Raw genomic sequence first — 21,970 nt, forward strand, 5'->3', positions numbered from 1 at the left:
CGTTCAGGCCAGCCACACGGTGTCGAACCGGGCCCAGTCCACCGTGTTGGGCGGAGCGCCCTTCACCCCGTGCAGGCGGGCCGACACCGCGTTCAGCCAGTCGGGGTGGCCCCACAGCAGCAGGCCGCCCCGGTCGCGGATCCGCTGCTGGAGGGCGCCGTAGCGGTCCGTGCGCCGCTTCTCGTCCACGATGGACTGGGCCTGCGAGAACTCCCTGTCGAAGTCCCCGCGTTCCCAGGCGGTGGCGTTCTGCGGGGAACCGGTGAGCAGCCGGTCGCTGATGTAGGTCGGGATCGGCATGGCCCCGCAGCGGTGGCTGCCGATCAGGCCCGTGGTCAGCTGGTCGGTGTAGTAGCTCTCGGGCGGGCCGGTGACGACCTTCACCCGCAGCCCCGCCTCGCCCGCCTGCCGGGCGAACAGGTGCGCCGCGTCCACGAAGCCGTTGGCGGCCGTGGAGGTGTAGAAGGTCACCTCCTTGTTGAGCGCGCCGGCCTTGCGGAGCAGCGCGCGCGCCTCGGCGACGTCCCGCTCGCGCTGCGGCACGTGCTCTGGGTAGTAGGCGAAGCCCTTGCCGTACATGTCGTTGCCGACGGCGCCCCGGCCGCCGAGGATCACCTCCACGAGCCTCCGGCGGTCGGCCAGGAGCTTGACCGCCATCGCCGCGTCCGGGTCGTCGAACGGCGGCCGGTCGGTCTTCATCACGATGCCCTCGGCGCCGCTGCGGGGCGCGGCGACGATCCGCACGTTCCCGTTCGACTTCACCACCCGGGCGAAGGTGGGCGTCATCTCGTGCGCGTACTCCACCTCCCCCGCCTGCACGGCGTTGGCGCGGGCCTCGGTCTCGGCGGACAGGACGCGGATCTCGTCCAGGTGCGGGGCGCCGTCCCAGTGGTCGTCGAAGCGGCGGCCGGCGAACGAGCGTCCTGCCGTGAACGACTGGAATCGGAACGGTCCAGTGCCGACCGGCCTGGACGGATCGGCGTAGCCGCGCCGCACGATCGCGGTCCCGGTCATGGCCAGCAGCGAGGGCAGTTCCGCGTTCGGCCGCCTGAGCACGATCTCCACGACCCGCGCGCCGACGGCCCTCGAACGGTTCAGGTCGATGCCCGACAGCGACGTCCGCGCCCTGCGGTCGACGCCCTTGGGGTCCAGGATGCGGGCCAGGGTGTAGAGCACGTCCTCGGCGTCCAGCACGTGCCCGTCATGGAAGGTCGCGGCGCGCAGATGGAAGCGCCACACGGTCGCGTCGTCGCGCGTCTCCCAGCGCTCCGCGAGCCGGGGCACGGGCCGCAGGGTCTCCCCCAGGTCCACGAGCTTGTCGAAGACCGCCTTGTGGCGCGCGATGTCCACGAACTGCCGCTGGGCGTGCGGATCCATCGTCTCCTTCGCGCCGGCGCCGGGGAACACCGCCCGCACCGTCCCGCCCCTGCGCGGCGTACCGGAGTCCGTCCCGCCCGAGGAGCACGAGCCCAGCAGGACCGCCCCGGCCCCGCCCGCCAGCCCCAGAAACCCACGACGCGTGGTACCGCTCGGCACGCCGCCCATCACCCCTCAGCAGAAGATCGCCAAGATGCATCTAAACCGCAAATGCGACATCTTCGCAAGAAGCGGGAGGTGTGCCCCTGGACACGGACGCGGACGCGGACGCCAGGCCGGCGCGGTCAGGGCCGGTTCCGGCGGGCGTCCTTGAGAGCTTCGAACTCGCGCTCCAGGGCGGCGCGGCGGGCTCCGGCGTTGCTGCCGTCGAGCTGGCCGGCGAACGCGCGATACGCGGCGGCGACCAGTTCGGCGGGCACCTCCGGGTAGGCCCGCGCGATGCTCCAGAGGGCTTCCTCGACCTCCATGTCGAGGCCGCTCTCGCTCCTGATGCCGCCTCCGGTGATGACCGATTCGAGCAGCGTGGCGAAGTTCTCGCGCAGCTCCTCCTGGGTCGGACGGTTCAGTCGCACGGCGGACCCCCTCGTTCACGGCGAATCGAGGGAATCTAACAGACACAGCTGTCCATTAGATGCGGGGCAGTGATCCGCGGCTGAACGGGATCGCGCTCATCCCCGCCGGGAGGTCACCTGGTCGCGCCGTCGCTCGTACATGGCGCGGCGTCCGGCATCGGGCGTGGTGTCGACCGCGGCCTGATAGTAGCGGCCGGCGACCGCCGGGTCCGGGGCGCGGTCGCGGAGTCGAAGCATCCTGGTGGCGCCGAGCATCGCGTAGCAATCAGCGGTGATCAGGCGCAGCCAGGTCTTGCGGGTGTCCCTCTCCCAGACGGCCGCCGCGTCGCGGAATCCGGTCTCGATCCGGTCGATCGAGCCCCGGCCCCGGATCAGCAGAACGCACAGGCGCGTCCGCGCGAGCGCGAACTCCACCCGGGGGCGCAGATCGTGCGGGTCGTCCGCCAGACGGGCCGCCAGCGCCTGGTAGTCGCGCTCCAGCCGCTCGAGGGCGCGCAACCGGGAGTTCTCACGGGTGCACATGCCCTCGGTGAACGAACCGCCCGCACGGAGGTAGTCGATCTCTGCCAGCCCGAGTCTGGCGCGGACGGACTCCGGATCGGCGGCCAGGGCCTTGCGGTAGGCGCGTACAGCACTGTCCTGCCGTCCGGCGCGCGCCTCGGCGTTTCCGGTCAGCAGCCACCCGAAAGAGCGTTCGGCGGGCTCGGTGAGTTTCGGCAGCAGCGTCCGCATGCTGCGCAGGCTCCGGTCCAATCCCTTCGCTCCGCCCATTCCGTACTCCCCCACCGCGACGATGAGCGCCGTGTAGAGGCGGGCCTTGCGCAGCAGGAAATCCTGCGCCTGCGCGTGCGCGGCGGGATTGGCGGAGATGTCACCGAATTCCCCCGCCGACAACCGCTGGAGCCCTCCGAGCTGGTAGGCCTCGTCCAGCTTTCCGCGGTCAAGGTAGATCTCGACGCGCAGCCGGTCGACGGTGCCGGGGATGAGCGTGCCCGAGATCGCGATGTGCCCGTCCCGGGACTCCAGGTCCTTGCGCAGCCGCTCGGCGCGACCGGCCTCGGTGCGGTACACGCCGACGTCGTCACGGGCGGCCCGCCCGACCTCGACGCGCCCCGCCTTGGCGATCTCGGCCTGGACGGCCGTGAAGAGCGCGTCGCCGAACCTGCGGGCGGCCCGCTCGTCCCGCCCGGTCTTCGCCGGGGCGTCCAGCGCCACCTGGGGGACCACGATGTTCACCGACCCGGCCAGCGGCGGAGGGTCGACCAGGTGATAGCGCTCCAGGAATTCGGGCCAGTCGACGGTCACCCCGAGCATCCCGGCGAGCAGTCCGAATACCGCGATCAACACGGTGACGAATCGTCCGGTGAGAAAACGGCGGCCGCGGCCCGGTTGCGCGGACGACCCGGCCTCCTCGGCCTCCTCGGGCGGCTCGGGCGGCTCGCCGGGCTCGTCCGATGCCGCCATGGCCCGCCTCCAAGATTTTTATGGCCGTTAGCTGCCAATCACGAAGCCGTCCCCCGGCGCGGGAAGGACCTTGCCTAACGTTGTACCTGATTCCGCGCGAGGAAAGGCGATATGGATGCGCTCTGCGGTGAAGACCACCGTGATTCTCACGATCTCGGCGGTGCTCATGGCCGCATGCGGACAGGATGATCCGGGACAAGGCCGGCGGCGGGCGAGCCATCCGGTCGCGACACCGTCCGCGTCGAAGGGGACACCGCGGGGCGACGTGATAGTGAGCAATCCGCAGAAGCGCCCGAGCGGCCTGGTCGAACAGCTGAAACTTCCGGTGGCGGGAGGCGGCGACCCGTGCCCCGCCAGTGGCGAGTTCATTCTTTGGGCAGATTACGAGGACGAATTCGGCGTCCCGGGACGGCGCGAAGCCGGCGCGCCGCTCTCCGTCCAGCCTCCTGACAGGGAGGGAATCTGCCTGGGCGGTGTGGGGCCGGGACGGTCGGCGGTCGTCACCGTGACCGACCCCTCCGGGAAGAACATCCAGAAAACGGATGTCGCGTACGGGCCGGACGGCACCGCGCAAAAGGCATTCCTGTACTTCTCGCCGGATAACGGCCCGGGGACTTACACGATCACGGCGCGGCTGGACGGAAAGACCACCACGCGCGCGGTCGCCCTGAAAACCCCGGCCGCGCCCAAGATGCTGCTCCTCACCCAGCACCCGGAGAACACGCAGATCCAGCGCGCGGAGATCGACCGACTCACGTTCGCCTTCGCCGGTCTGCCCGCGCAGAGATCCACGCCCTTCTACCTGTACCGCGGGACGGACTCCACCACGCTGCGTTTCCACTCCGTCCACCAGGTGAGGGGCGATGCCCATGGCCGCGGCGCCCTGGATCTGTTCGTGAACGCGCAAACGCCGCTGGGGGCCTACTGGATGTCGCTCGACCCGAACCGCGATAGCGTGACCGCCGCGTTGTGGTACCTGGCCTGAACTCGACGCTCACCGGCTGGTGGCGAGGGGGCTCGCGGTGGGGGTGCGGCGCGTCCAGAAGGGGAACGCGGCGTACTCGGTGGGCTGCGACAGGTAGTAGTGGCGCAGTTCCAGATGCCTGGCCGCCAGGGCGTGCACCTGCTGGGCGTACCGATGGGCAGGGCCGGGGTCGCCGCCGATCAGGCCGAGGGCCGCGGCGGACGCCGGTGCGGCCAGGTGCAGGGCGTTGTCGAGGCCCGAGGAGGACAGCGGGTCCACGGCGAGGGCTGCGTCGCCCGCGGCGACCAGGTTCGGCGCCCAGGGCGGGTTCGCGTACCCGACCACGGCGACGCGGTAGTCGCAGACGGCCGGGAGGCGGTCGGCGAGCCGGTCCCGGGTGTGGGGCGGCGGCTGCAGCGGCGCCCCGGGACGGCCGGTCGCCGCGGGCATGTCCTCGACTCGCATGACGGTCAGGTGGTCGCCGCCGGGCGTGGGCGCGGTGTACCACCAGCCGTCGGGGTCGGCCTCCACCAGCGACCAGGGCTGCGGGGCGGCGCCGGCGGGGCGGGCCTGCCACAGGACGCAGCGCAGCCGGTCGACGAGGGTCCAGGGCAGGTGGGCACGGGTGAGGGCACGGCCGGCCCCCGTGGCGTCGACCAGGACACGGGTCGTCCAGCGGCGGCCCGTACCGTCCCACACCTGCCAGGCGCCGTCGGAGGTGCGGACGGCTCGGGCGTGGCCGTCCAGGACGCGGGCTCCGGCGTGCCGCGCGGCGGCGCGCAGCAGGTGGTCCAGCCGCGGCCGGTCGACCGCCAGCGGCGGCCCGTGCGGGTTGAAGATGGCGGGCCGGCAGTCCACATCGGGGCCGCCCCACGCGCTGCGCGCCTCATGCACGGGCACGGCGGCGCCGGTCAGGGCGTCCAGCACGCCGAGCGACCGGAGAACGGGCCGGGCGGCGGCCGACAGCTGCTGCCCCACCGGTCGCCAGCGCTCCCGGTGGTCGTGCACCAGCGCGACGGCGGCGCCGGCGGAAGCCAGGTGCCAGGCCACCGCCGCCCCCGCCGCGCCGCCGCCGACCACCGTCGCGTCGGCGGCTCTCACCTGAGCTCGTCCATCCGCAGGAGACGCTCGCGGACGAACGGGTGCCCCATCGGGGACAGCCCGGTCGCCTGGACCCGCAGGTACTGGGTCTGCGGCGCCACCGCGACCTGCCCCGTCGCGCGTTCCAGCTGGGGCGCCCCCGCGGCCTGCAGGGTGACCTCGGGGTACTCCTCCTGCGTGGACATCGGCCACAGGCTGGCCACCCCCTGGCTGATCGGCGTGCCGGAGAAGTCGACGCTGGTGTTGAGCGAGCCGTCCGCCGCGGTGGTCGTCAGGCTCGGGAACATGATCAGCGAGTCGACCGTGGCCGCCAGCTGGTAGGTCACCGGGCCGTCCTGCCGCTGCGAGGCCACGTGCACCTGCCAGTGGCCCTCCCGGACGTACCGGCCCGGCGGGACGGTGAGCGGCAGGCCGATGCGCAGCACCGTCCGCTGCCCGTCCGGCCGCGAGGTGACCACGCCGGCGTCGCCGGACTTCAGGCGCGGGCCGAACGGGCACTCCACGCTGATCGCCAGCGAGTCCAGGTCGGTGCTGCGGACCTCGACGGTCAGGGTGCTGTCGGCCTCGGTCAGCCACAGCGGCCAGCGCTGGGTCTCCCCGGCCGTCGCCGTGGCCTGCCCGAAGGAGATCAGGTTGGAGTCGGCGGCGTCGGCGGCCAGTTCCCCGGGGTGCGACCACAGCGACTGCGGGCCCGCCACCACCGGCTGGACGGAGAAGGGGTGCTCGACGAGCTCGTGCGGGGACGGCATCGCCAGGGTCCGGGCGACCTCGACGTAGTTGCCGGTGCTGTCGCGGACCACGACCCCGAGCTGGTTCCACCGCTTGACCATGTCCTCGGGCCCCTGCAGGCCCCGCGTCCAGGTCGCGCGCGTGGTCTGGCCCTTGGGGAAGACGCTGTTGGGACGAGGGACCGGCCACCAGCCCTGGCCGCAGGCGTTGAAGTCGGCCTGCCAGGGGATCGCCATCTGCGCCGTGACGTCCCCGGCCATGACGGTGTCGGCGAACCGCAGCCGCTCGTAGGGCTTCTTCCAGTTCTTCGGCACGCCCTGGGTGTTCTTGTCGATGAGGAACTGGCCGCCCTCGATGCCGGGGAAGAAGGCCGCGCCCACGCACGCGTCCAGGGCCGCCCGGTCCAGCCCGGCCGGGGTGATGGTGTTGCCGGGGTCCGGCGGGTGCCCGTTCCAGTCGCTGTCGTAGTTCCCCTCCCGCCACCGCTGCATGACCTGGTACTGCAGAGGTGTGAGGCTGGGGTAGGACGGTTGAAGGCCCGCCAGCAACGGCATGTTGCCGCCGCTCTGGCCGGTGGCCGACCACTTGCGCAGCCGGTCGAAGATGCCCTTCCGGATGTCGGGGTCCTTGACCTCGTCCTGCCACGCGTGGTCGGAGACGGGCAGCGGGTACACGCCCTTGATCGTCCGCGCCCGCTGCAGGATCGGGTAGATGTCCTTGTTGTAGGACGGGCGGGCGGGCGCGGTGCCCGTGCCGAGCGTGTACTGGAGCTGGTCCCAGAGGGTGGTGGGGCTGTCCATCTCCGGGGCGAACTTCGCGGGTGCGGCGATCACCCACGCCCGTTCCGCCGCCAGCTGCCGGGAGCCCCCGTCGATGGTGAGGGTGACCGTGGCCTCGACCGGGCCGTCGGAGGTGTCGTCGTACCAGCAGTCGTTGTTGAAGGCGCCCAGTCCCTGGCCCGCGACCTTGGGGTGGCACTGCGAGAGCCCCCTGCCGCCGAGCACCATCAGGCAGCCCTTGTCGTCGGTGCGGATCTCCCCGAGATAGATGCCGGGGAACTCGTGCGGCTGCCCGTCCACCGTGAACCGCACCCTGCCGTCGTCGAGCGCGGCCCGCTGGTTCGTCCCGGTGACGGTGCGGGGCGTGGGGGCGATGATCAGATCCTGCGGGGACTGGCCCTCGTTCCTGCGCCCCGAGTCCATGAAGTTCGGGGCGGCGGCCTTCCTGTTGACGAGGGTGACCTTCCAGTTGATCTTCACATCGGGCCGTCCGGTCAGGTCGACCCACTCGCCCTGCTCGGTGTAGCCGTAGCAGCGGAACCGCGCGGCCTGGCGCTTGACGCGCCTGCTCGCGTCCTTGAACTTCTCCTCCAGCGTCGCCCCGGGCGGGTTGGGGGGCTTGCCGGGGATCTCCGGGCCGACGAAGAAGTCCGTGTCGCTGTTGCCCAGCCGGGCGATGCCGATCGCCGGATGGATCCGGACCGTCGTGATGTCGGCCAGGATGTTGGTGCTGACGCTGCTCATGCGCTGCCTCTCGGTCGCTCCGGCTGGGCGGGCCGGCGGCGCCGCGCCCGCGCGGGTGTCATGGCCCCGTCGTGGCGGGAGGCTTGAACTCGGGTCCGTAGATCTTGGGATTGTGCTGCTCAAGCTGGTAGGCGATGAGATCCTCCGCCTTTCCCGTGAGCTCGAACATGTGCCCGACCGACTCGTCCAGCGCACCGGAATCGCCGGGCGGCCGCCACGCCTTTTCCAGCGTTTCCAGGACGTTCTTGTACTTCGCGTTCCAGTCGTCGAGTTTCTGGCGCAGCCCCGGCGGGACGTCCGGCCAGCCGCCCGGCCCCATCTTCTCCAGCGGATGAACCGCCGGACGGGGCACGGGGTCACCGTCGAATTTCCATTCCCGCGCGCTCTCGTCGTAGCGCAGGCTCCGGCCGCACCAGATCTCTTTGTAGCGGTAGTAGTGGGCGAGTACGGCCGGGCTCACGGTGGCGGGCGCGTCGGCCAGGTCCTGCACGGGGGTGCCCGGCTTCCCCTCCCCCTGGTGGATGATGATGTCGATGGCGCGGTCGACATCGCCCATGTCGCCGATCTGGAACATCTCGTCCGAGCCGATCCAGTAGGTCATCTGCACCCCGCCGAACGGCACCTGGCCCGCACAGGCGTGGAAGCAGTCCTTGATCGCCTGGTAGAACAGCCCGATCGTCGCGAACTGCTCGGCCTCCCCGCCGGGGGCGAAGGCGACCGGATGCTCCGGCATCTCGATCTCCATGAACACCCGCCGCACGACGTCCTGCTCGTCGTTGACCCCCGCCGCCAGCCCGTCCAGGTAGACGGTGAGCTCGCCGCGGATCCCGCCCGGCAGATGCGCGGGGTAGGACTGGGCCGCCGACATGACCTGGGGCCGCCCGCCGGCGGCGGCCAGCAGATTGCACGCCAGCCCCATGTGCAGCATTTCCTGGAGCACGATCCGCCGGATGTACCGGGCGACCTCCGACGCGGAGTCCTTGATGGACCACAGGCCGTACAGATAAGGCGGGATCGTCGCCAATTCCACCGCGACCGCCGTCTGCAGGGAATTGCGGAGCCAGGTGATGTCCCGCCCTTCCACGGGCACCGCAAGGGATTCCCCGATGTCCTGCGAAATGGTCGACACACCCATGTTACCGCCCCGCCTTTCCCGGCACGCGTTCCCCCATCGACCACTATCCGCTCCACCGGAGAACAATCCCGCCGGAGGGATAAAGAGAGTTAACCGACTGCCAAGAAAGCGCCCAGAGCAACGGGCCCGCCCTGCTCGGCGGGCCCGGTCAGCCGGCCGGGCGGGGCCCCGGGTCGTTCTTGAGCGGGCCGACCAGGAGCCCGACCGAGGTGGAGCCGCGCATCCACGCGCCGTGGACGAGCGTGGGCGTACCGATGGCGGGGTCGCCCCCGTCCGGCGCGGGGCGGGAGCCGCTCCGGCCGTCAGGCGATCGTGAACGTCTCGGCGACGACGTCGGCGGCGTCCTCGGGAGAGTCGCAGCGGCTCAGCGCGTAGCCGAGCAGGGGCCTGTAGGTGGCGGCGTAGACCGCGGTGAACTCGTCCTCACCCATCCGGGGTCCTCGGCATGTCGGCTCCATGGAACCGGTCCAAAGCATGACCGGCCCGGCCCGCTACCGTACTTTCGGCCGGTTACGCCGCCGGTCCCGCTTCCTAGCGTCAACGGCATGAATACGGTGGAACGGCCCGCGCGACCGGGCGGGACGCTGGTCGGCATCGGGCTCGGCATGGTGTTCGCCCTGGGCATCGCCTTCACGGCGTACATGCTCATCGGCAGCTGGGGCGGGGCCTACTGGATCTACACGACCGCCGTCGCGGTGGTGATGTGCGCGCTCGCGCTGCTGCGCGAGCGGCGGCGGCTGTGGACGGCGGCGGCGGGCGTGGCCGTGGCGGCGGTCGCCGTCGTGGTGTCCCTGGTGGCGGACCTGCCACAGGAGCCGTCGCCCCCTGCGGCCCTGGCCCTGGCCGTGCTCGTCGGCTCCTCGACCAGGACGCTCCCGGCGCTGCCGGCCGTCGCCGTCGCCGCGGGCGGTGCCGGGGTGATCGCGCTGGCCTGGGCGTCCGGGCCCACCAGCGTGACGGTCTTGGCCACCGTGCCGGTGCTCGGCGGCCTCGTCGCGGGGCCGCTGCTGCGGGCGTTCGCGCCCGGCCGGTCCGACGGTGAGTAGGGGTGGGGCGTGACGTGCCGGGCTCCGTCCCGCCGGCCGGCGGGCGGCGGGTCGGTACCCTGGCCGGCGTGACCGTTCCGGAGCGCTGGGTCAGGGCCGCCTCCGTGGCCGGGCTCGGCATCGTGTTCCTCGCGGCGATCGCCGTCCAGGCCGTCGCCATCACCCAGAGCTGGGGCGCCGGGTACTGGGTGCCGGGCAGCGTCTCCGCCGGGGCGGTGTGCCTGCTCGCGCTGCGGGCGCGGCGCCGTCCGCTCGGGGCGGCGGTCGCGGGGCTCGGCGTCGCGGCACTGGCGATCGCGGTCATCCGCCTGGTCGCCCCGGACTTTCCCGCCGAGCCCAGCCCGGCCATGGCCCTGGGGCTGGCGGTGCTGGTCGGCTCCGCGCTCCGCGACCTGCGGCCGGTGCCGGCGGGTGCCGTCGCGGGCGCCGGGCTGGCGGTGGTCGCCGCCGGTCAGCTCGCCCCCCGGCCGGGGGGCTCCGGCCTCGCGGCGGTGACGGCGCTGGGCGGCCTGCTCTGGCTGGCCGCCGTCGGCGCCGGGCTGGCGCTGCGGCTGCTGGACGCCCGGGCGCGCGCCGCCGCCGAGCAGGTGCGGCGGGCCGAGCGGCTGGAACTCGCCAGGGAACTGCACGACGTCGTCGCCCACCACATCACGGGCATGGTCCTCCAGGCGCAGGGCGCCCAGGTGGTGGCACGGCGGAACCCCGCGGAGGTCGGCGAGTTCCTCGGCGAGATCGAGGCCGCCGGCACCGACGCGCTGGCCGCGATGCGGCGGGTCGTCGGGCTTTTGCGCGACGGGGACGACGCCGCCCCGGCCTCCCCCGGGCCGGAGCGGCTCGGCGCGCTGGTGGAGCGTTTCCGCAAGCAGGGCCCGGAGGTGCGGCTGAGCATGCGGGACGGGTACGCGGAGTGGCCGCCGGAGGTGACCAGCACCGTGTACCGGGTCGTCCGGGAGGCGCTGACGAACGTGCTGCGGCACGCGCCCGGGGCCCGGTCGGTCTCGGTCGTCGTCGAGCAGGGCCCGGAGGGCGTCACCGTCGAGGTCGCCGACGACGCCCCGGCGGCCGCCGCCCGGCCCCACCACCGCGGCGGATACGGTTTGCTCGGCATGCGCGAACGCGTCGAGACGCTCGGCGGCTCGCTGCGCGCCGGCCCGCGGCCCGGTGCCGGCTGGTCGGTGCGGGCGACCCTGCCCGTCCCCACCAGGGAGCCCCGATGACCATCTCGGTCCTGCTCGCCGACGACCAGGCGATGATCCGCCGGGGGCTGCGGCTGATCCTGGAGGACCAGCCCGACATCAGCGTCGTCGGGGAGGCGCCGGACGGGGCCGAGGCGGTCGCGATGGCCCGGCGGCTGCGCCCCGACGTGTGCCTGGTGGACATCAGGATGCCCCGGCTCGACGGCATCGAGGTGACCCGCGCGCTGGCCGGTCCGGGGGTGCGCGACCCGATGCGGGTCATCGTGGTCACCACGTTCGACCTCGACGAGTACGTGTACGGGGCGCTGCGCGGCGGTGCGGTGGGGTTCGTCCTCAAGGACGCCGGGCCCGCGCTGCTCGTCGAGGCGGTCCGCGCCGCCCACGGCGGCGGGGCGATGGTCTCGCCGTCGGTCACCGTGCGGCTGCTGCGGCACCTGGCGGCCGCCGGGGCGCCGTCCCGCGCCGCGCAGCCGCCGCCGCTGTCGGACCGCGAGCTCGAGGTCGTCCGGGCCCTCGCGCGCGGCCGCACCAACCAGGAGATCGCCTCGGAGCTGTTCATCTCGCTCAGCACGGTCAAGAGCCACCTGTCGGGCATCCAGACCAAGCTGGGGGTGCGCAACCGGGTGGGGATCGCCGCGTGGGCGTGGGAGAACGGGTTCGTCGACGGCAGGTAGCGGCGGCCGAACCGGCCGAAAGTACGGTCGCCGGAGGCCCGAACCGTGCTTTGGGCCGGTGCCCGGAGGGGGCGCCGGTTTCGAGGATGGGGGCATGTCACATGGTGATTCAGCCCCGGTTCTGCAAGCCGAGGGATTGACGAAGAAGTACGGCCGCCGGACGGCGCTGAGCGAGGTCGACCTGACCGTTCCGGCCGGTCGCGTGGTCGGCCTGGTCGGCCCGAACGGGGCCGGGAAGTCGACGCTGCTGCACCTGGCCTGCGGGCTGCTGGAGCCGACGTCGGGCTCGCTGCGCGTCCTGGGGTCCCGGCCGGCGGAGAGCGCCGCGCACCTGGCCAGGGTCGGGTTCGTGGCGCAGGACACCCCGGTGTACCCGTCGTTCAGCGTGGCCGACCACCTGCGCCTGGGCGCGCGCCTGAACCCGTCCTGGGACGGGGAGCTGGCGGAGCGGCGGGTCGCGCGGGCCGGGCTGGGTCCGGACCAGAAGGCGGGACGGCTGTCGGGCGGCCAGCGCGCGCAGCTGGCGCTGACGATCGCCGCCGCCAAGCGCCCCGAACTGCTGATCTTCGACGAGCCGGCGGCCGCGCTCGACCCGCTGGCCCGCCGGGGGTTCCTGGAGAACCTGGTGGAGTTCGTCGCCGAGCTCGGCGCCAGCGCCGTGCTGTCGTCGCACCTGCTCGGCGACATCGAACGGGTCTGCGACCACCTCATCGTGCTGTGCGGGGCACGGGTGCAGGTCGCCGGGAGAGTGCGGGACCTGCTGGACGGTCACCGCCGGCTGGTCGCGCCCCGGGGCGGCCTCGACCGGCCGCTCCCCGGTGTCGAGGTGATCCGGGTGGAGCACGACGGCGCCCACAGCCGGGCCCTGGTGCGCATCGACGCCCTGCCGCCGTCGATCCCGTACCCGGCCGAACCCGTCACGCTCGAGGAGCTGGTGCTCGGCTACATGGCCCGGGCGAGCGCCGCGCCCAGCGGCCCCGCCGCCCCCGCCGGGACCGCCTGGGAGGGTGCGCGATGATCTGGTTGAACTGGCGGCAGTTCCGCCTCCAGGCGCTCGTCGGCGCCGCCGGGCTCGCCCTGATCGCCGCCTACCTGCTGTACCTGGGCGCGGACATCCGGGACGCCCACGACGCCTACCGCGCCCGGTGCGCCGGCCCCGGCGACTGCGCGCAGGCCAGGAGCCAGTTCCAGAGCGCCTACCAGAACCCCCTGCTATTCCTGGCCGCCGGGCTCGGGCTGATCCCCGTCGTCATCGGCGCGTTCTGGGGGGCGCCGCTGGTCGCCCGGGAGCTGGAGCTCGGCACCCACCGGCTGGTCTGGAACCAGAGCGTGACCCGCCGCCGCTGGCTGGCCGGCCGCGTGGCGTTCGCCGGCCTGGCCGCGATGATCCTGACGGGCGCGGCCGGCCTGCTGCTCACCTGGGCGGCCTCCCCGTACGACCAGGTCGCCGCGGACCGGTTCGGCACGGTGGAGTTCGGCGCCCGCAACATCGTCCCGATCGGCTACGCCTTCCTCGCCTTCGCGCTGGGCACCGTCACCGGCCTGCTCGTGCGCCGGACGCTCCCGGCGATGGCGATCACGGGCGTCGTCTTCCTCATGCTCCAGTTCTCGGTGCCGAACCTGGTGCGGCCGCACCTGATGCCGCCCGAGAGGACGAGCCTGCCGATGACCGCGCAGAACATCGACCAGGCCAGGAACCTGGGCAGCATCACCGGCGCGCCCGTCATCGGCGGCCTGCGGGTGCCCGGCGCCCCCGACGCGTGGATCAGCGAGACCAGCCCGCTGCGCACCGCGGACGGGCGGACGATGGCCGGGAGCGCCTTCGACGCCTGCCTCGGCTCCCCGCCGAAGACCGGTGCCGGCGGCACGTTCGGCGACACCGCGGTGTGCCTGTCCAAGCTCGGACTGCACGTCGACATCGAGTACCACCCCAGCGGCCGCTACTGGACGTTCCAGCTGGCCGAGACCGGGCTCTACCTGGCGGCCGGAGGGATCCTCATCGTCGTCGCCCTCCGGCGCGTCAGGCGCGTCTGACCCGGCCGCAGGCGAACACCACCGGGGGCGGCGAAGAACTCGCCGCCCCCGGTGGTGACCTCGCAGGCGAACATGAGTCTCTAGGCCGGCTCCTCACCGGCGGCCGAGGTCAGCGGGAAGTGGCACGCGGCGTACTGGCCCTTGCGGATCTCGCGGACCTCGGGCTCCTCCTCGGCGCAGCGGTCCTGGGCCAGCGGGCAGCGGGTCCGGAACCGGCAGCCCGAGGGCGGCGACAGCGGTGAGGGCATGTCGCCTTCGAGCGAGGGCCCGGCGAAGCCCTTGTCCGGGTCGGTCAGCGGGACCGAGTCGAGCAGCGCGCGGGTGTAGGGGTGGGCGGGGGCGTCGTAGACCTCGACGGCGTCGCCGAACTCGCAGACCTTGCCCAGGTACATGACCATGACGTTGTCGCTGATGGTGCGGACGACGCCGAGGTCGTGCGCGATGAACACGACGGTCAGGTCGTACTCGGCCTTGAGGTCGGAGATCAGGTTGAGGATCTGCGCCTGGACGGAGACGTCCAGCGCCGACACCGGCTCGTCGCACAGTAGCAGCCGGGGATTGACCGCCAGGGCGCGGGCGATCGCGACCCGCTGGGCCTGGCCCCCGGACAGCTGCCTGGGCAGCATGCCGGTGAAGCGGTCGTCGCCGAGGCCGACCTTGGCCAGCACGTCCGCCGACGTCTTGGCCCGCTCGGCGGCGGGCGCTCCGGTGACCGCGAGGCCCTCGACGACGATGTCCTTGACCGAGCGGCGCGGATTGAGCGACGCCACCGGGTCCTGGAAGATCATCTGCATGTGCCGCCGGAGCGTGCGCATCCGGCTCTCGCCGGCCTGCTCGATCTGCTCGCCGTCGAAGCGGATCCGCCCCGAGGTCGCCCGGTCCAGGCGCAGCATGGCCCGCCCGGTGGTGGACTTGCCGCATCCGGACTCGCCGACGATCCCGAGAGTCTCCCCCGGCAGGACGTCGAAGCTGACCTTGGAGACCGCCTGGACGGTCCCCGCCTTGCCCGGGTACTCCACGACCAGATCCTGCACGGACAGCAGTGCGTCGTCGCCGCGCAGGTGCGCGGTCCCGCTACCGGCCATTGAGATCGGCTCCTTCCGGCCCCGCGGCCGCGTGCTCGGGCACCGGGCGGACACAGGCCACGTGGTGGTCGGTCGCCACCGGCGCCATGTTCGGGCCGGGGGTGCGGCACTCGTCCTCGGCGTGCGCGCAGCGCGCCGTGAACCGGCACCCCTCCGGCAGGTTCGTCGGATCCGGCAGCGCGCCCGGGATCAACCGGAGCGGCGCGCTCCGCTCGTGCTCGAGCGTCGGCGTCGCCCCCAGCAGGGCGTGGGTGTAGCGGTGCCGGGGGGTCTCGAAGACGCGGCGGGTGGAGCCGGCCTCGGCCAGCCGGCCGGCGTACATCACCGCGACCCGGTCGGTCTGCCCGGCGACGACGGCGAGGTCGTGGCTGATCAGCATCAGCGACATCCCGCGGTCGCGCTGGACGCGGCGCAGCAGGTCCAGGATCTGGCGCTGGATCGTCACGTCCAGCGCGGTCGTGGGCTCGTCGGCGATCAGCAGGTCGGGTTCGCAGGCCAGCGCGATCGCGATCATCACGCGCTGGCGCATGCCGCCCGACAGCTCGTGCGGGTAGTTGCCCAGCCGCCGTTCGGGATCGGGGACGCCGACCTCGCCCAGGAGCTCGACGGCCCGGCCGCGCGCCTCGGACCGGCCGACCCCGAGCAGCTTGCGCATCCCCTCGGTCAGCTGGCGCTCCACCCGCACGACCGGGTTGAGGGAGCGGCTGGGGTCCTGGAAGACCATGGCCACCTGCTTGCCCCAGATCTGCGCCCGCTGCTTGCGGGGCATCGAGAGCAGGTCCTTGCCCTGGAAGAGCACCTCTCCGGAGCATTTGGCGCGGGCCGGGAGCCGGCCCATGATCGCCTTGGCCATCATCGACTTCCCGGATCCGGACTCGCCGACCACTCCCAGCGCCTGGGCGCGGTCGACGTGCAGGGACACGTCCTGCACCGCCCGCACGACGCCCCGCGCCGTGCCGATGTAGGTGTGCAGGTTCCGGACCTGAAGCATGGGTTCGCCACTCATGGTCTGAGCCTCCTCCGGTGGCGCCGTCACCGCTGGATCCACAGTTCCTCCGGCATCAGCGATCCGAAGCCGTACTGCCTGGTCCCGTGGACGTTCGTGGCCGTCTCGACCGCGGGCGCGGCACGGGTGTAGTAGATGACCGGGATGAGGGCGACCAGCCGCTCCTGCACCACCTTGTAGGCCGCCTTGCGCTCTTCCGGCGACGTCGACTTGCGGCCCTGGTCCAGCGCCGCGTTCAGCTGCGGGTCGTTGATGCCCGACAGGTTGGCGGAGGACCGGCCGTGCAGGACCGACCACAGCTGCGGCTCGGGGTCCACGATCAGGGCCGAGGAGATGAGCATCTCGAAGTCGCGCTTGGCGTAGATCGAGGCCGTCTCGGCGGACACGATGCTCCGGATCTTGACCTTGACGTTCTTGTACGCGCTGAGCTGCGCCTGGATGCTCTCCGCCACGGCCTTGGACTCGGGGCTGACCTGGGAGGTGAAGGTGAACGAGACGGGCTTGCCCTCGGCGGCCAGCTGGTCGAACAGCCGCTGCGCGGCCCGCTTGTCGCTCCTGGTCAGCACGATGTCCTCGTAGAACGGCGAGGTCTTGCTGAACAGCCGGGTGGGGACCTCGCCCTTGCCGTTGTACTGGGAGAGGTTCATCGAGTCGAGGTCCAGTGCCGCGGCGACGGCCTGGCGGGCGCGCAGGTCGTTGAACGGCGGCTTGCGCGTGTTCATGGTGAGGCTCTGGCCGCCGCTCAGCGGCACGACCTGGGTCGGGAAGCCCGCCTTGCGCGCCTTGTCGATGGTCTTCCAGCTGGTGTCCACGGCCACGTCCACGCCGCCGCTGATCAGGCTGCTCAGCCGCTGCATGCTGTCGGGCGTCGCGCGGAGCTCGATGCGGTCGAGGTAGGGCTTGGGCGAGTCCCAGTACTTGGGATTCTTCACCAGCTCGATCTTGTCCTGGCGGCTCCACGACTTCAGGGTGAACGGGCCCGCGCCGATCGGCCTGGCGTTGAACTCCCGCTGCCCCTTCGCCAGCGCCTTCGGCGAGGCGATCCAGTTCATCGCCCCGGCGAGCACGGCCTGGCCGTAGCCGGGAACCGGCATCCTCAGCCCGATCTTCAACGTCCTGGCGTCCACCACCTCGGTCGAGGTGATCATCGCCGCCTCGCGGATGGAGGAGGAGCCGGTCGCCGGGTTCCGGATGCGGTCCCAGTTGTACTTCACGGCCTGCGCGTCCAGCGGGTCGCCGTCGGTGAAGGTCAGGCCGTCGCGCAGCTTCAGCTCGAAGGTCGCGCCGCCGTCCTTGGTGGTGAAGCTCTCGGCCATCTTGTAGCCGATCTCACCGGTCTCGACGTCGTTGACCATCAACTCGCCGTACAGGGCGTTGCCCAGGACGGCGTTGAACGCCCACACGTTCGACATGGCCGCGGGATCCAGGCTGCGCGGCTCGTTCATCATGACGACGCGGGCGGTGCCGCCCGGCACCGGGTCGCCTGCGGGCCCGGCCGGCTTGGCCACGGTCGGACCGCTGCACGCGGCCGTGACCAGCGCCATGGCGCACGCCGCCACGGCCGCCGGGAAACGCCTCGTTCTGAACACCATCGGCCTCATCAGCGGCGCCCCGCGCTATCGGTGGCCTGGAGAAGCCTGTTTCGCATCATCGTTTGACCTCTTGTCAGCGGTCCGGGGGTGGGACGGGGTGGTCGGTCGCGCGCGGACCGCGGTCAGTCGTGGAGGGTGCGGTCGAACCGCCGCCGGAGGTGGTCGCCGGCCAGGTTCAGCGAGAACACGGTCAGGAAGATGACCAGTGCGGGCATCAGCACCATGTGCGGCGAGTCCTCGAGGGCGTCCTTGCCGTCGTTGATCATCCCGCCCCAGCTCGGGGTGGGCGGCGGGATCCCCAGCCCGAGGAAGCTCAGCGATCCCTCCGCCACGATCAGCGCGGCCATCACGATCGGCAGGTAGGCCCCGAGCGAGGGCAGCACGTTGGGCAGGATCTCCTTCACCAGGATCCGGCGGTGCCCCGCCCCCATGTTCCGCGCCGCCATGACGAACTCGCGCGCCGTCCAGGCCAGGGTGTTGGCCCGCGCCAGCCGCAGGAAGGTCGGGATCACCAGCAGCGTCAGCCCCACCAGCAGGGTCCGCACGCTGGGGGTGAGGATGGACGACAGCGCCATCAGCAGGATCAGCGGCGGGAAGGCCAGCATCGCATCGGTCAGCAGCCGCAGCACCGCGTCCAGCCGCTTGCCGAAGTAGCCGGCGGCCATGCCCAGCAGGCCCCCGACCACGAACCCGACCAGGCCCGCGACCGCGCCGACCAGGAGCGAGACCCGCGCGCCGTGGATCGCCCGCGACAGGATCGAGCGGCCCAGGTAGTCGGTGCCCATCAGCAGGTCCAGCGACCCCCAGCCCGGGCCCTGGTGGGGCCTGCCCACCGCCGTCGCGTACGGCGCCAGCGGCAGCAGGTTCGCGAACAGCGCCATGCCGATCATCGCGATCAGCCAGCCGAAGGCCAGGTACACCAGCACCGACCTGGACTTGCGCACCTTCGGGACGACCGGGGCCGTCACCGCCATGAGGCGGCCCGCGGGGGCCTGAGTCTGCGTCACGCCGTGGCCGCCTTCCTGACTCGGGGGTCGATCAACCGGTAGCTCAGGTCGACGACCGTGTTGACCAGCACGTAGATCACCGCGATGAACACCACTACTCCCTGCACCGTGATCAGGTCACGCGACTGGATCGAGGACGTCAGCAGCTGCCCCAGGCCCGGCAGCAGGAACAGCGACTCCACGATCACCGTTCCGCCCACCAGCCGGCCCAGGTTGATGCCCGCCAGCGTGATCAGCGACATCGACGACGGCCGCAGCGCGTGCCGGAACATCACATACGCCGGGCTCATCCCCTTGGCCCGCGCCGCCCCGACGAAGTCCTCCCGCAGCGTCCCGATGAGGTCCTCGCGCAGCACGCGGTGGAACGCGGCGATCTCGATCAGCGCGATGGCGATCGCCGGCAGCAGCGCGCTCTGCAGGTTCCCCCCCAGGCCCTCCCCCAGATCGGACCAGCCGATCACCGGGAACAGGCCCAGTTGCAGGGCGAACAGATAGATCAGTACCGGGCCGGCGATGAACGCCGGGACCGACAGCAGCACCGAGGACACCACGTTGACCGACCGGTCGACCGGACCGCCCGGCCGCACCGCGGAGGCCACGGCCAGCAGCACCGAGACCACCAGCGCGATGAGCAGCGCCATGACCGCCAGTTGCAGCGTCACCGGCAACCGGTCCACGATCGCCTCGGTCACCGGCTGGCCGGTAATCGGAGAGGTTCCCAGATCCCCCGTGACGGCATTGCCGAGCCAGTCCAGATACTGCTCCCAGAACGGCTTGTCCAGGCCCAGCCTCGCGTTCAACGCGGCGATCGCCTGCGGCGTCGCGTTCTCGCCGAGGATGACCGACGCGGCCGAACCGGGCGCCAGGCCCATCAGTGCCATCACAGCGAAGGTGACCAGCAGCACCACGAGGAGGCTGCGGCCGACCCGACCCGCGACGGTGAGCATCATGCAGCTCGCTTTCCCTGAAGCACTTTGTCAAGCGGACGGCGGCCGACGCAGTGCCATACGGGCGCGGCGCCGGTGGTCCGCGACGGAAGAGCCCGAAGCTCCGCCGCCCGGCGCCGACCACACGAGAACCATATTCACGAGTTTCGATAAAAACAAGTAGCGATTTGGAGAATGGTCCTCTACCATGGCGCTCCGGTGTCCGGGAGTCGGTGCCATGCCGGGGGCGTCCGCAGGTGGATGAACAGGGACGCGAGGCGGCCGGCCGTTCGGCAAGAGAACAAAAGTGCCGTTTTCGTTCCGGGCCGCCGAGTTCGGCGCGGCCGCGGGCGCTCGGCACTCCGACCGGCCGCCGGCGGCGCGCATCGGAGTTACCGACCGGTCAGCCTCCCCCGCGCGGCCGAGGGGACCCGAACACCCCTGAGCAGCGCCGGACCTGGCGCAACGGCCACTGTTTCCCTGCGGCGAGGCGTGCTCCCTCCGGACCACCCCGGCGGCCGACCAGAATCCGGAATGGCGGCTCCACGCGAACACCCGTCCCGGCAAAGAGCCTCCGCGGGCACGCGGAGATCGGCGATGCGCCATCGGGCCAGGCACGCCATATCAATCTGATGTCTCCAATGGACATCGACGCATAACGCGGGAAACAATGTTCTCGCACACCGTTAATAGCACATCGCCAACAAAACACCGATTCCGAAGTGATGATCTCCCAATACCCGAACTCCGACGGCCTTCCGTGGCCGGCGGTTTCGATTTTCGGGACGCGGCGCGCGGACCTGGCTCGCCCGGGGAGGTTGGCGAACGGCTTTCTGACGGAAGGTTGCCGATTCCGGTCCGGGCCGGTGACGCTCGCACCGGCGCGGCCGCGAGGTCCCCGCGACCCGGCCGCGCCGCACCCGCTCGCCGCGGCGCGCCGGGCCTTCGATCCGCGGGCCGCGGCTTCGAGCGCCACCCCGCTTGACCAGGGCAACTCCACATCGTCCACCGCCGATCACCCCGGCGACCGCGGCCACCCGATCACGGCGGGCGGGCCGTCCCGCCCGCGGAGCCGGTCCGCCGCCGGCGAGCTGATCGACGAGCCCCGCGGGGCCGCATAATCCCGAGTAGGAACCCAGGTCAAGCCCTGTATGGCACGTTGTGAAGTGGCGCAGGCCACAGAACTCGCGGCGAACCGGCCCGGGATCGGCGCCATTAGGTTTCCGGGGTCGGGGAGGCCGGTTTGGCGGGCTCGGGTGGCGGCTTCGGTTCTGGCGGCGGCACCCAGTTTGGTGAGGATCCCGCAACGTGGGCGACCACGGTGTTGGCCGTCATGAACAGTTCCACGGCTATCTGTGAGTTCGATCGCCCACGGACGGGCACGCGTAGTACATCGGGTTCGCGGCCCGGCGGCATGCGGGTCCCGGCGTCCACGGCCTCCGCCGCCGAGGGCGCGGCCGTGGGCGCGGTGCCGTCGCCCGGGCTGATCGCGTCCGGCCGGAAGGGGCGGAGGATAGGCTCCGAGCGTGTCCCCCCTTTTGTGGTGCCTTCTGGGCTTTGGCACCGGCGCGGGCCTGGGCGTGGTCGCGGGCCGAGCCGGACACCGTTTGCGCCGGCCCCGGCGCTCGCTGCGGTCGTACCGCAAGCAGCTGGCGGGGCCCCGGCCGGGTCTGGCCTTCTACGTCGTCCCCGTCAGGCTGGGGGACCCTGGGGAGATCGTGGCGGAGCTGACCGGTCGCCGGCGGCCGCGGCTGTGCCTCATCGGACGGCTGTGCGGGCCGCTGACCCACGGTGAGGACGGCGTCCCCGAGAGCGGGCTGGAGCGCGGCGCCCTGTGGGTGGCGCCGGGCCTGCTGGTCTTCGATCCGCTCCGGCCGGATGCGGAGATGAGCGTGCTCGAGGCGCCGTACGGGGTGGACGTGCGCGAGCCGATGTTGACCGAGGCCGGTGTCCCGACCGTGACCCTCGACCTCGGTGACGGCGTCCTGGTCTTCGAACCGGCGCCCGACAACGACGCCTCCCACGCGTGGAGCCGCATCCAGAGCGTGCTGGAGGAGAACGGCTGAGGGCCGGCGCCGCCGCGGTCTTCGGCGGCAGGCGGGCGGTCGACCGGCTGTCGTTCCAGGTGCGGCCGGGAGTACCACCGGCTGCCGGAGCCGCTGCGCACCGTCGGGGCGCTCCTGGACGCCCGCGCGGCGCACGGCGGCCGCACGGCGTTCCATCATCTGCTCTGGCCGGCCCACGGCAACGGCATCCCCGGGCGCCGGGTGGGCGAGGTGCTCGACCTGGTCGGGCTGGGCGAGGCCGCCGGGCACCGGGTGGGCGGGTTCTCGCCGGGGATGGCGCAGCGGCTGGGCATCGCGACCGCGCTCGGGCGCCCGGCGGCCGTGGGGAGCCTGGCGGCGTGGCCGTCGCTGTGGCTGCTGTACGCGTGCACCGCCGTCGTCCTGGCGCTGACCGCGGCGGTCCTGCATCGCCGGGACGCCTAGCCGCGTTCGGCTCGGGGCCCGCGTCGCCGGCTTGGCTATATTTCCAACTT

At 72.3% G+C, this 21,970-nt stretch carries 22 protein-coding genes; 9 read left to right on the plus strand and 13 right to left on the minus strand.

The window, feature by feature from the left end; all coding sequences use genetic code 11:
* Window positions 1-3 precede the first annotated feature (3 nt).
* From ACZ466_RS00245 to ACZ466_RS00255, 3 genes are all read right to left on the minus strand, one after another.
* The gene (locus ACZ466_RS00245) at window positions 4-1,536 is read right to left on the minus strand and encodes an ABC transporter substrate-binding protein (protein WP_378286818.1); all 1,533 of its coding nucleotides are present in this window, start codon (window positions 1,534-1,536) and stop codon (window positions 4-6) included.
* 125 nt (window positions 1,537-1,661) lie between these two features.
* Window positions 1,662-1,949: a hypothetical protein gene (locus ACZ466_RS00250; protein WP_378286817.1), complete on the minus strand. Its 288-nt coding sequence runs from the start codon at window positions 1,947-1,949 to the stop codon at window positions 1,662-1,664.
* A 96-nt stretch (window positions 1,950-2,045) separates the two neighbouring features.
* A complete protein-coding gene (locus ACZ466_RS00255) occupies window positions 2,046-3,413 on the minus strand; it encodes a tetratricopeptide repeat protein (protein WP_378286816.1) in 1,368 nt (455 codons plus the stop codon).
* 127 nt (window positions 3,414-3,540) lie between these two features.
* Here ACZ466_RS00255 and ACZ466_RS00260 point away from each other — a divergent pair, with 127 nt between their 5' ends.
* Complete coding sequence (locus ACZ466_RS00260; protein WP_378286814.1) at window positions 3,541-4,398, plus strand: hypothetical protein; 858 nt, start codon at window positions 3,541-3,543, stop codon at window positions 4,396-4,398.
* Between the two features lie 9 nt (window positions 4,399-4,407).
* Here ACZ466_RS00260 and ACZ466_RS00265 read toward each other — a convergent pair whose 3' ends face one another.
* The 4 genes from ACZ466_RS00265 to ACZ466_RS00280 form a co-directional block, all read right to left on the minus strand.
* Entirely contained in the window at window positions 4,408-5,478 is a 1,071-nt protein-coding gene (locus ACZ466_RS00265; protein WP_378286813.1) for an NAD(P)/FAD-dependent oxidoreductase, read from the minus strand.
* Complete coding sequence (locus tag ACZ466_RS00270; protein ID WP_378286812.1) at window positions 5,475-7,730, minus strand: LodA/GoxA family CTQ-dependent oxidase; 2,256 nt, start codon at window positions 7,728-7,730, stop codon at window positions 5,475-5,477. The genes ACZ466_RS00265 and ACZ466_RS00270 overlap by 4 nt, the downstream gene beginning before the upstream one ends.
* A gap of 58 nt (window positions 7,731-7,788) precedes the next feature.
* Window positions 7,789-8,859 carry a ferritin-like domain-containing protein gene (locus ACZ466_RS00275; protein WP_378286811.1) on the minus strand — a complete coding sequence of 357 codons (1,071 nt, stop codon included), beginning with the start codon at window positions 8,857-8,859 and terminating at the stop codon, window positions 7,789-7,791.
* Window positions 8,860-9,167: 308 nt separating this feature from the next.
* Window positions 9,168-9,296, minus strand: a complete 129-nt coding sequence (locus ACZ466_RS00280; protein WP_378286810.1) for an RNA polymerase sigma factor — start codon at window positions 9,294-9,296, stop codon at window positions 9,168-9,170.
* A gap of 114 nt (window positions 9,297-9,410) precedes the next feature.
* Here ACZ466_RS00280 and ACZ466_RS00285 point away from each other — a divergent pair, with 114 nt between their 5' ends.
* From ACZ466_RS00285 to ACZ466_RS00305, 5 genes are all read left to right on the plus strand, one after another.
* Entirely contained in the window at window positions 9,411-9,911 is a 501-nt protein-coding gene (locus tag ACZ466_RS00285; RefSeq protein WP_378286809.1) for a hypothetical protein, read from the plus strand.
* Between the two features lie 68 nt (window positions 9,912-9,979).
* Window positions 9,980-11,128, plus strand: coding sequence for a sensor histidine kinase (locus tag ACZ466_RS00290; protein WP_378286808.1), 1,149 nt, complete (start codon window positions 9,980-9,982; stop codon window positions 11,126-11,128).
* Window positions 11,125-11,781, plus strand: coding sequence for a response regulator transcription factor (locus ACZ466_RS00295; protein WP_464042594.1), 657 nt, complete (start codon window positions 11,125-11,127; stop codon window positions 11,779-11,781). The genes ACZ466_RS00290 and ACZ466_RS00295 overlap by 4 nt, the downstream gene beginning before the upstream one ends.
* A 136-nt stretch (window positions 11,782-11,917) precedes the next feature.
* Window positions 11,918-12,799: an ABC transporter ATP-binding protein gene (locus ACZ466_RS00300; RefSeq protein WP_378286804.1), complete on the plus strand. Its 882-nt coding sequence runs from the start codon at window positions 11,918-11,920 to the stop codon at window positions 12,797-12,799.
* On the plus strand, window positions 12,796-13,815 hold the full coding sequence (locus tag ACZ466_RS00305) for an ABC transporter permease subunit (protein ID WP_378286803.1): 1,020 nt from the start codon (window positions 12,796-12,798) through the stop codon (window positions 13,813-13,815). The genes ACZ466_RS00300 and ACZ466_RS00305 overlap by 4 nt, the downstream gene beginning before the upstream one ends.
* A gap of 80 nt (window positions 13,816-13,895) precedes the next feature.
* Here ACZ466_RS00305 and ACZ466_RS00310 read toward each other — a convergent pair whose 3' ends face one another.
* The 5 genes from ACZ466_RS00310 to ACZ466_RS00330 form a co-directional block, all read right to left on the minus strand.
* A complete protein-coding gene (locus ACZ466_RS00310) occupies window positions 13,896-14,900 on the minus strand; it encodes an ABC transporter ATP-binding protein (RefSeq protein WP_378286802.1) in 1,005 nt (334 codons plus the stop codon).
* Window positions 14,890-15,906 (minus strand): ABC transporter ATP-binding protein, encoded by a 1,017-nt coding sequence (locus ACZ466_RS00315; protein ID WP_378286801.1) that lies wholly within the window; start codon window positions 15,904-15,906, stop codon window positions 14,890-14,892. Before ACZ466_RS00315 ends, ACZ466_RS00310 begins: the two co-directional genes overlap by 11 nt.
* Window positions 15,907-15,932: 26 nt before the next feature.
* Window positions 15,933-17,498, minus strand: a complete 1,566-nt coding sequence (locus ACZ466_RS00320) for an ABC transporter substrate-binding protein (protein ID WP_378286800.1) — start codon at window positions 17,496-17,498, stop codon at window positions 15,933-15,935.
* 122 nt (window positions 17,499-17,620) lie between these two features.
* Window positions 17,621-18,505 carry an ABC transporter permease gene (locus ACZ466_RS00325; protein WP_378286799.1) on the minus strand — a complete coding sequence of 295 codons (885 nt, stop codon included), beginning with the start codon at window positions 18,503-18,505 and terminating at the stop codon, window positions 17,621-17,623.
* Complete coding sequence (locus tag ACZ466_RS00330; protein WP_378286798.1) at window positions 18,502-19,455, minus strand: ABC transporter permease; 954 nt, start codon at window positions 19,453-19,455, stop codon at window positions 18,502-18,504. Before ACZ466_RS00330 ends, ACZ466_RS00325 begins: the two co-directional genes overlap by 4 nt.
* A gap of 842 nt (window positions 19,456-20,297) precedes the next feature.
* Here ACZ466_RS00330 and ACZ466_RS00335 point away from each other — a divergent pair.
* Entirely contained in the window at window positions 20,298-20,552 is a 255-nt protein-coding gene (locus tag ACZ466_RS00335; RefSeq protein ID WP_378286797.1) for a hypothetical protein, read from the plus strand.
* A gap of 94 nt (window positions 20,553-20,646) precedes the next feature.
* On the opposite strand, the gene ACZ466_RS00340 is transcribed toward ACZ466_RS00335, so the two are convergent.
* Window positions 20,647-20,847, minus strand: coding sequence for a LuxR C-terminal-related transcriptional regulator (locus tag ACZ466_RS00340; protein ID WP_378286873.1), 201 nt, complete (start codon window positions 20,845-20,847; stop codon window positions 20,647-20,649).
* Between the two features lie 110 nt (window positions 20,848-20,957).
* On the opposite strand from ACZ466_RS00340, the gene ACZ466_RS00345 reads away from it, so the two are divergent.
* On the plus strand, window positions 20,958-21,497 hold the full coding sequence (locus tag ACZ466_RS00345; protein WP_378286796.1) for a hypothetical protein: 540 nt from the start codon (window positions 20,958-20,960) through the stop codon (window positions 21,495-21,497).
* Between the two features lie 201 nt (window positions 21,498-21,698).
* Window positions 21,699-21,920: a hypothetical protein gene (locus ACZ466_RS00350; protein ID WP_464042598.1), complete on the plus strand. Its 222-nt coding sequence runs from the start codon at window positions 21,699-21,701 to the stop codon at window positions 21,918-21,920.
* Window positions 21,921-21,970 lie beyond the last annotated feature (50 nt).

It is taken from the genome of Actinomadura rugatobispora (assembly GCF_055379765.1).

Excerpts from the sequence above, each read along its gene's own strand:
- ACZ466_RS00320 (WP_378286800.1), bottom strand. The coding sequence starts at position 17,498 with ATGGTGTTCAGAACGAGGCGTTTCCCGGCGGCCGTGGCGGCGTGCGCC.
- ACZ466_RS00330 (WP_378286798.1), bottom strand. The coding sequence starts at position 19,455 with ATGATGCTCACCGTCGCGGGTCGGGTCGGCCGCAGCCTCCTCGTGGTG.
- ACZ466_RS00310 (WP_378286802.1), bottom strand. The coding sequence starts at position 14,900 with ATGGCCGGTAGCGGGACCGCGCACCTGCGCGGCGACGACGCACTGCTG.
- ACZ466_RS00340 (WP_378286873.1), bottom strand. The coding sequence starts at position 20,847 with ATGCCGCCGGGCCGCGAACCCGATGTACTACGCGTGCCCGTCCGTGGG.
- ACZ466_RS00285 (WP_378286809.1), top strand. The coding sequence starts at position 9,411 with ATGAATACGGTGGAACGGCCCGCGCGACCGGGCGGGACGCTGGTCGGC.
- ACZ466_RS00255 (WP_378286816.1), bottom strand. The coding sequence starts at position 3,413 with ATGGCGGCATCGGACGAGCCCGGCGAGCCGCCCGAGCCGCCCGAGGAG.
- ACZ466_RS00270 (WP_378286812.1), bottom strand. The coding sequence starts at position 7,730 with ATGAGCAGCGTCAGCACCAACATCCTGGCCGACATCACGACGGTCCGG.
- ACZ466_RS00315 (WP_378286801.1), bottom strand. The coding sequence starts at position 15,906 with ATGAGTGGCGAACCCATGCTTCAGGTCCGGAACCTGCACACCTACATC.
- ACZ466_RS00295 (WP_464042594.1), top strand. The coding sequence starts at position 11,125 with ATGACCATCTCGGTCCTGCTCGCCGACGACCAGGCGATGATCCGCCGG.
- ACZ466_RS00305 (WP_378286803.1), top strand. The coding sequence starts at position 12,796 with ATGATCTGGTTGAACTGGCGGCAGTTCCGCCTCCAGGCGCTCGTCGGC.
- ACZ466_RS00280 (WP_378286810.1), bottom strand. The coding sequence starts at position 9,296 with ATGGGTGAGGACGAGTTCACCGCGGTCTACGCCGCCACCTACAGGCCC.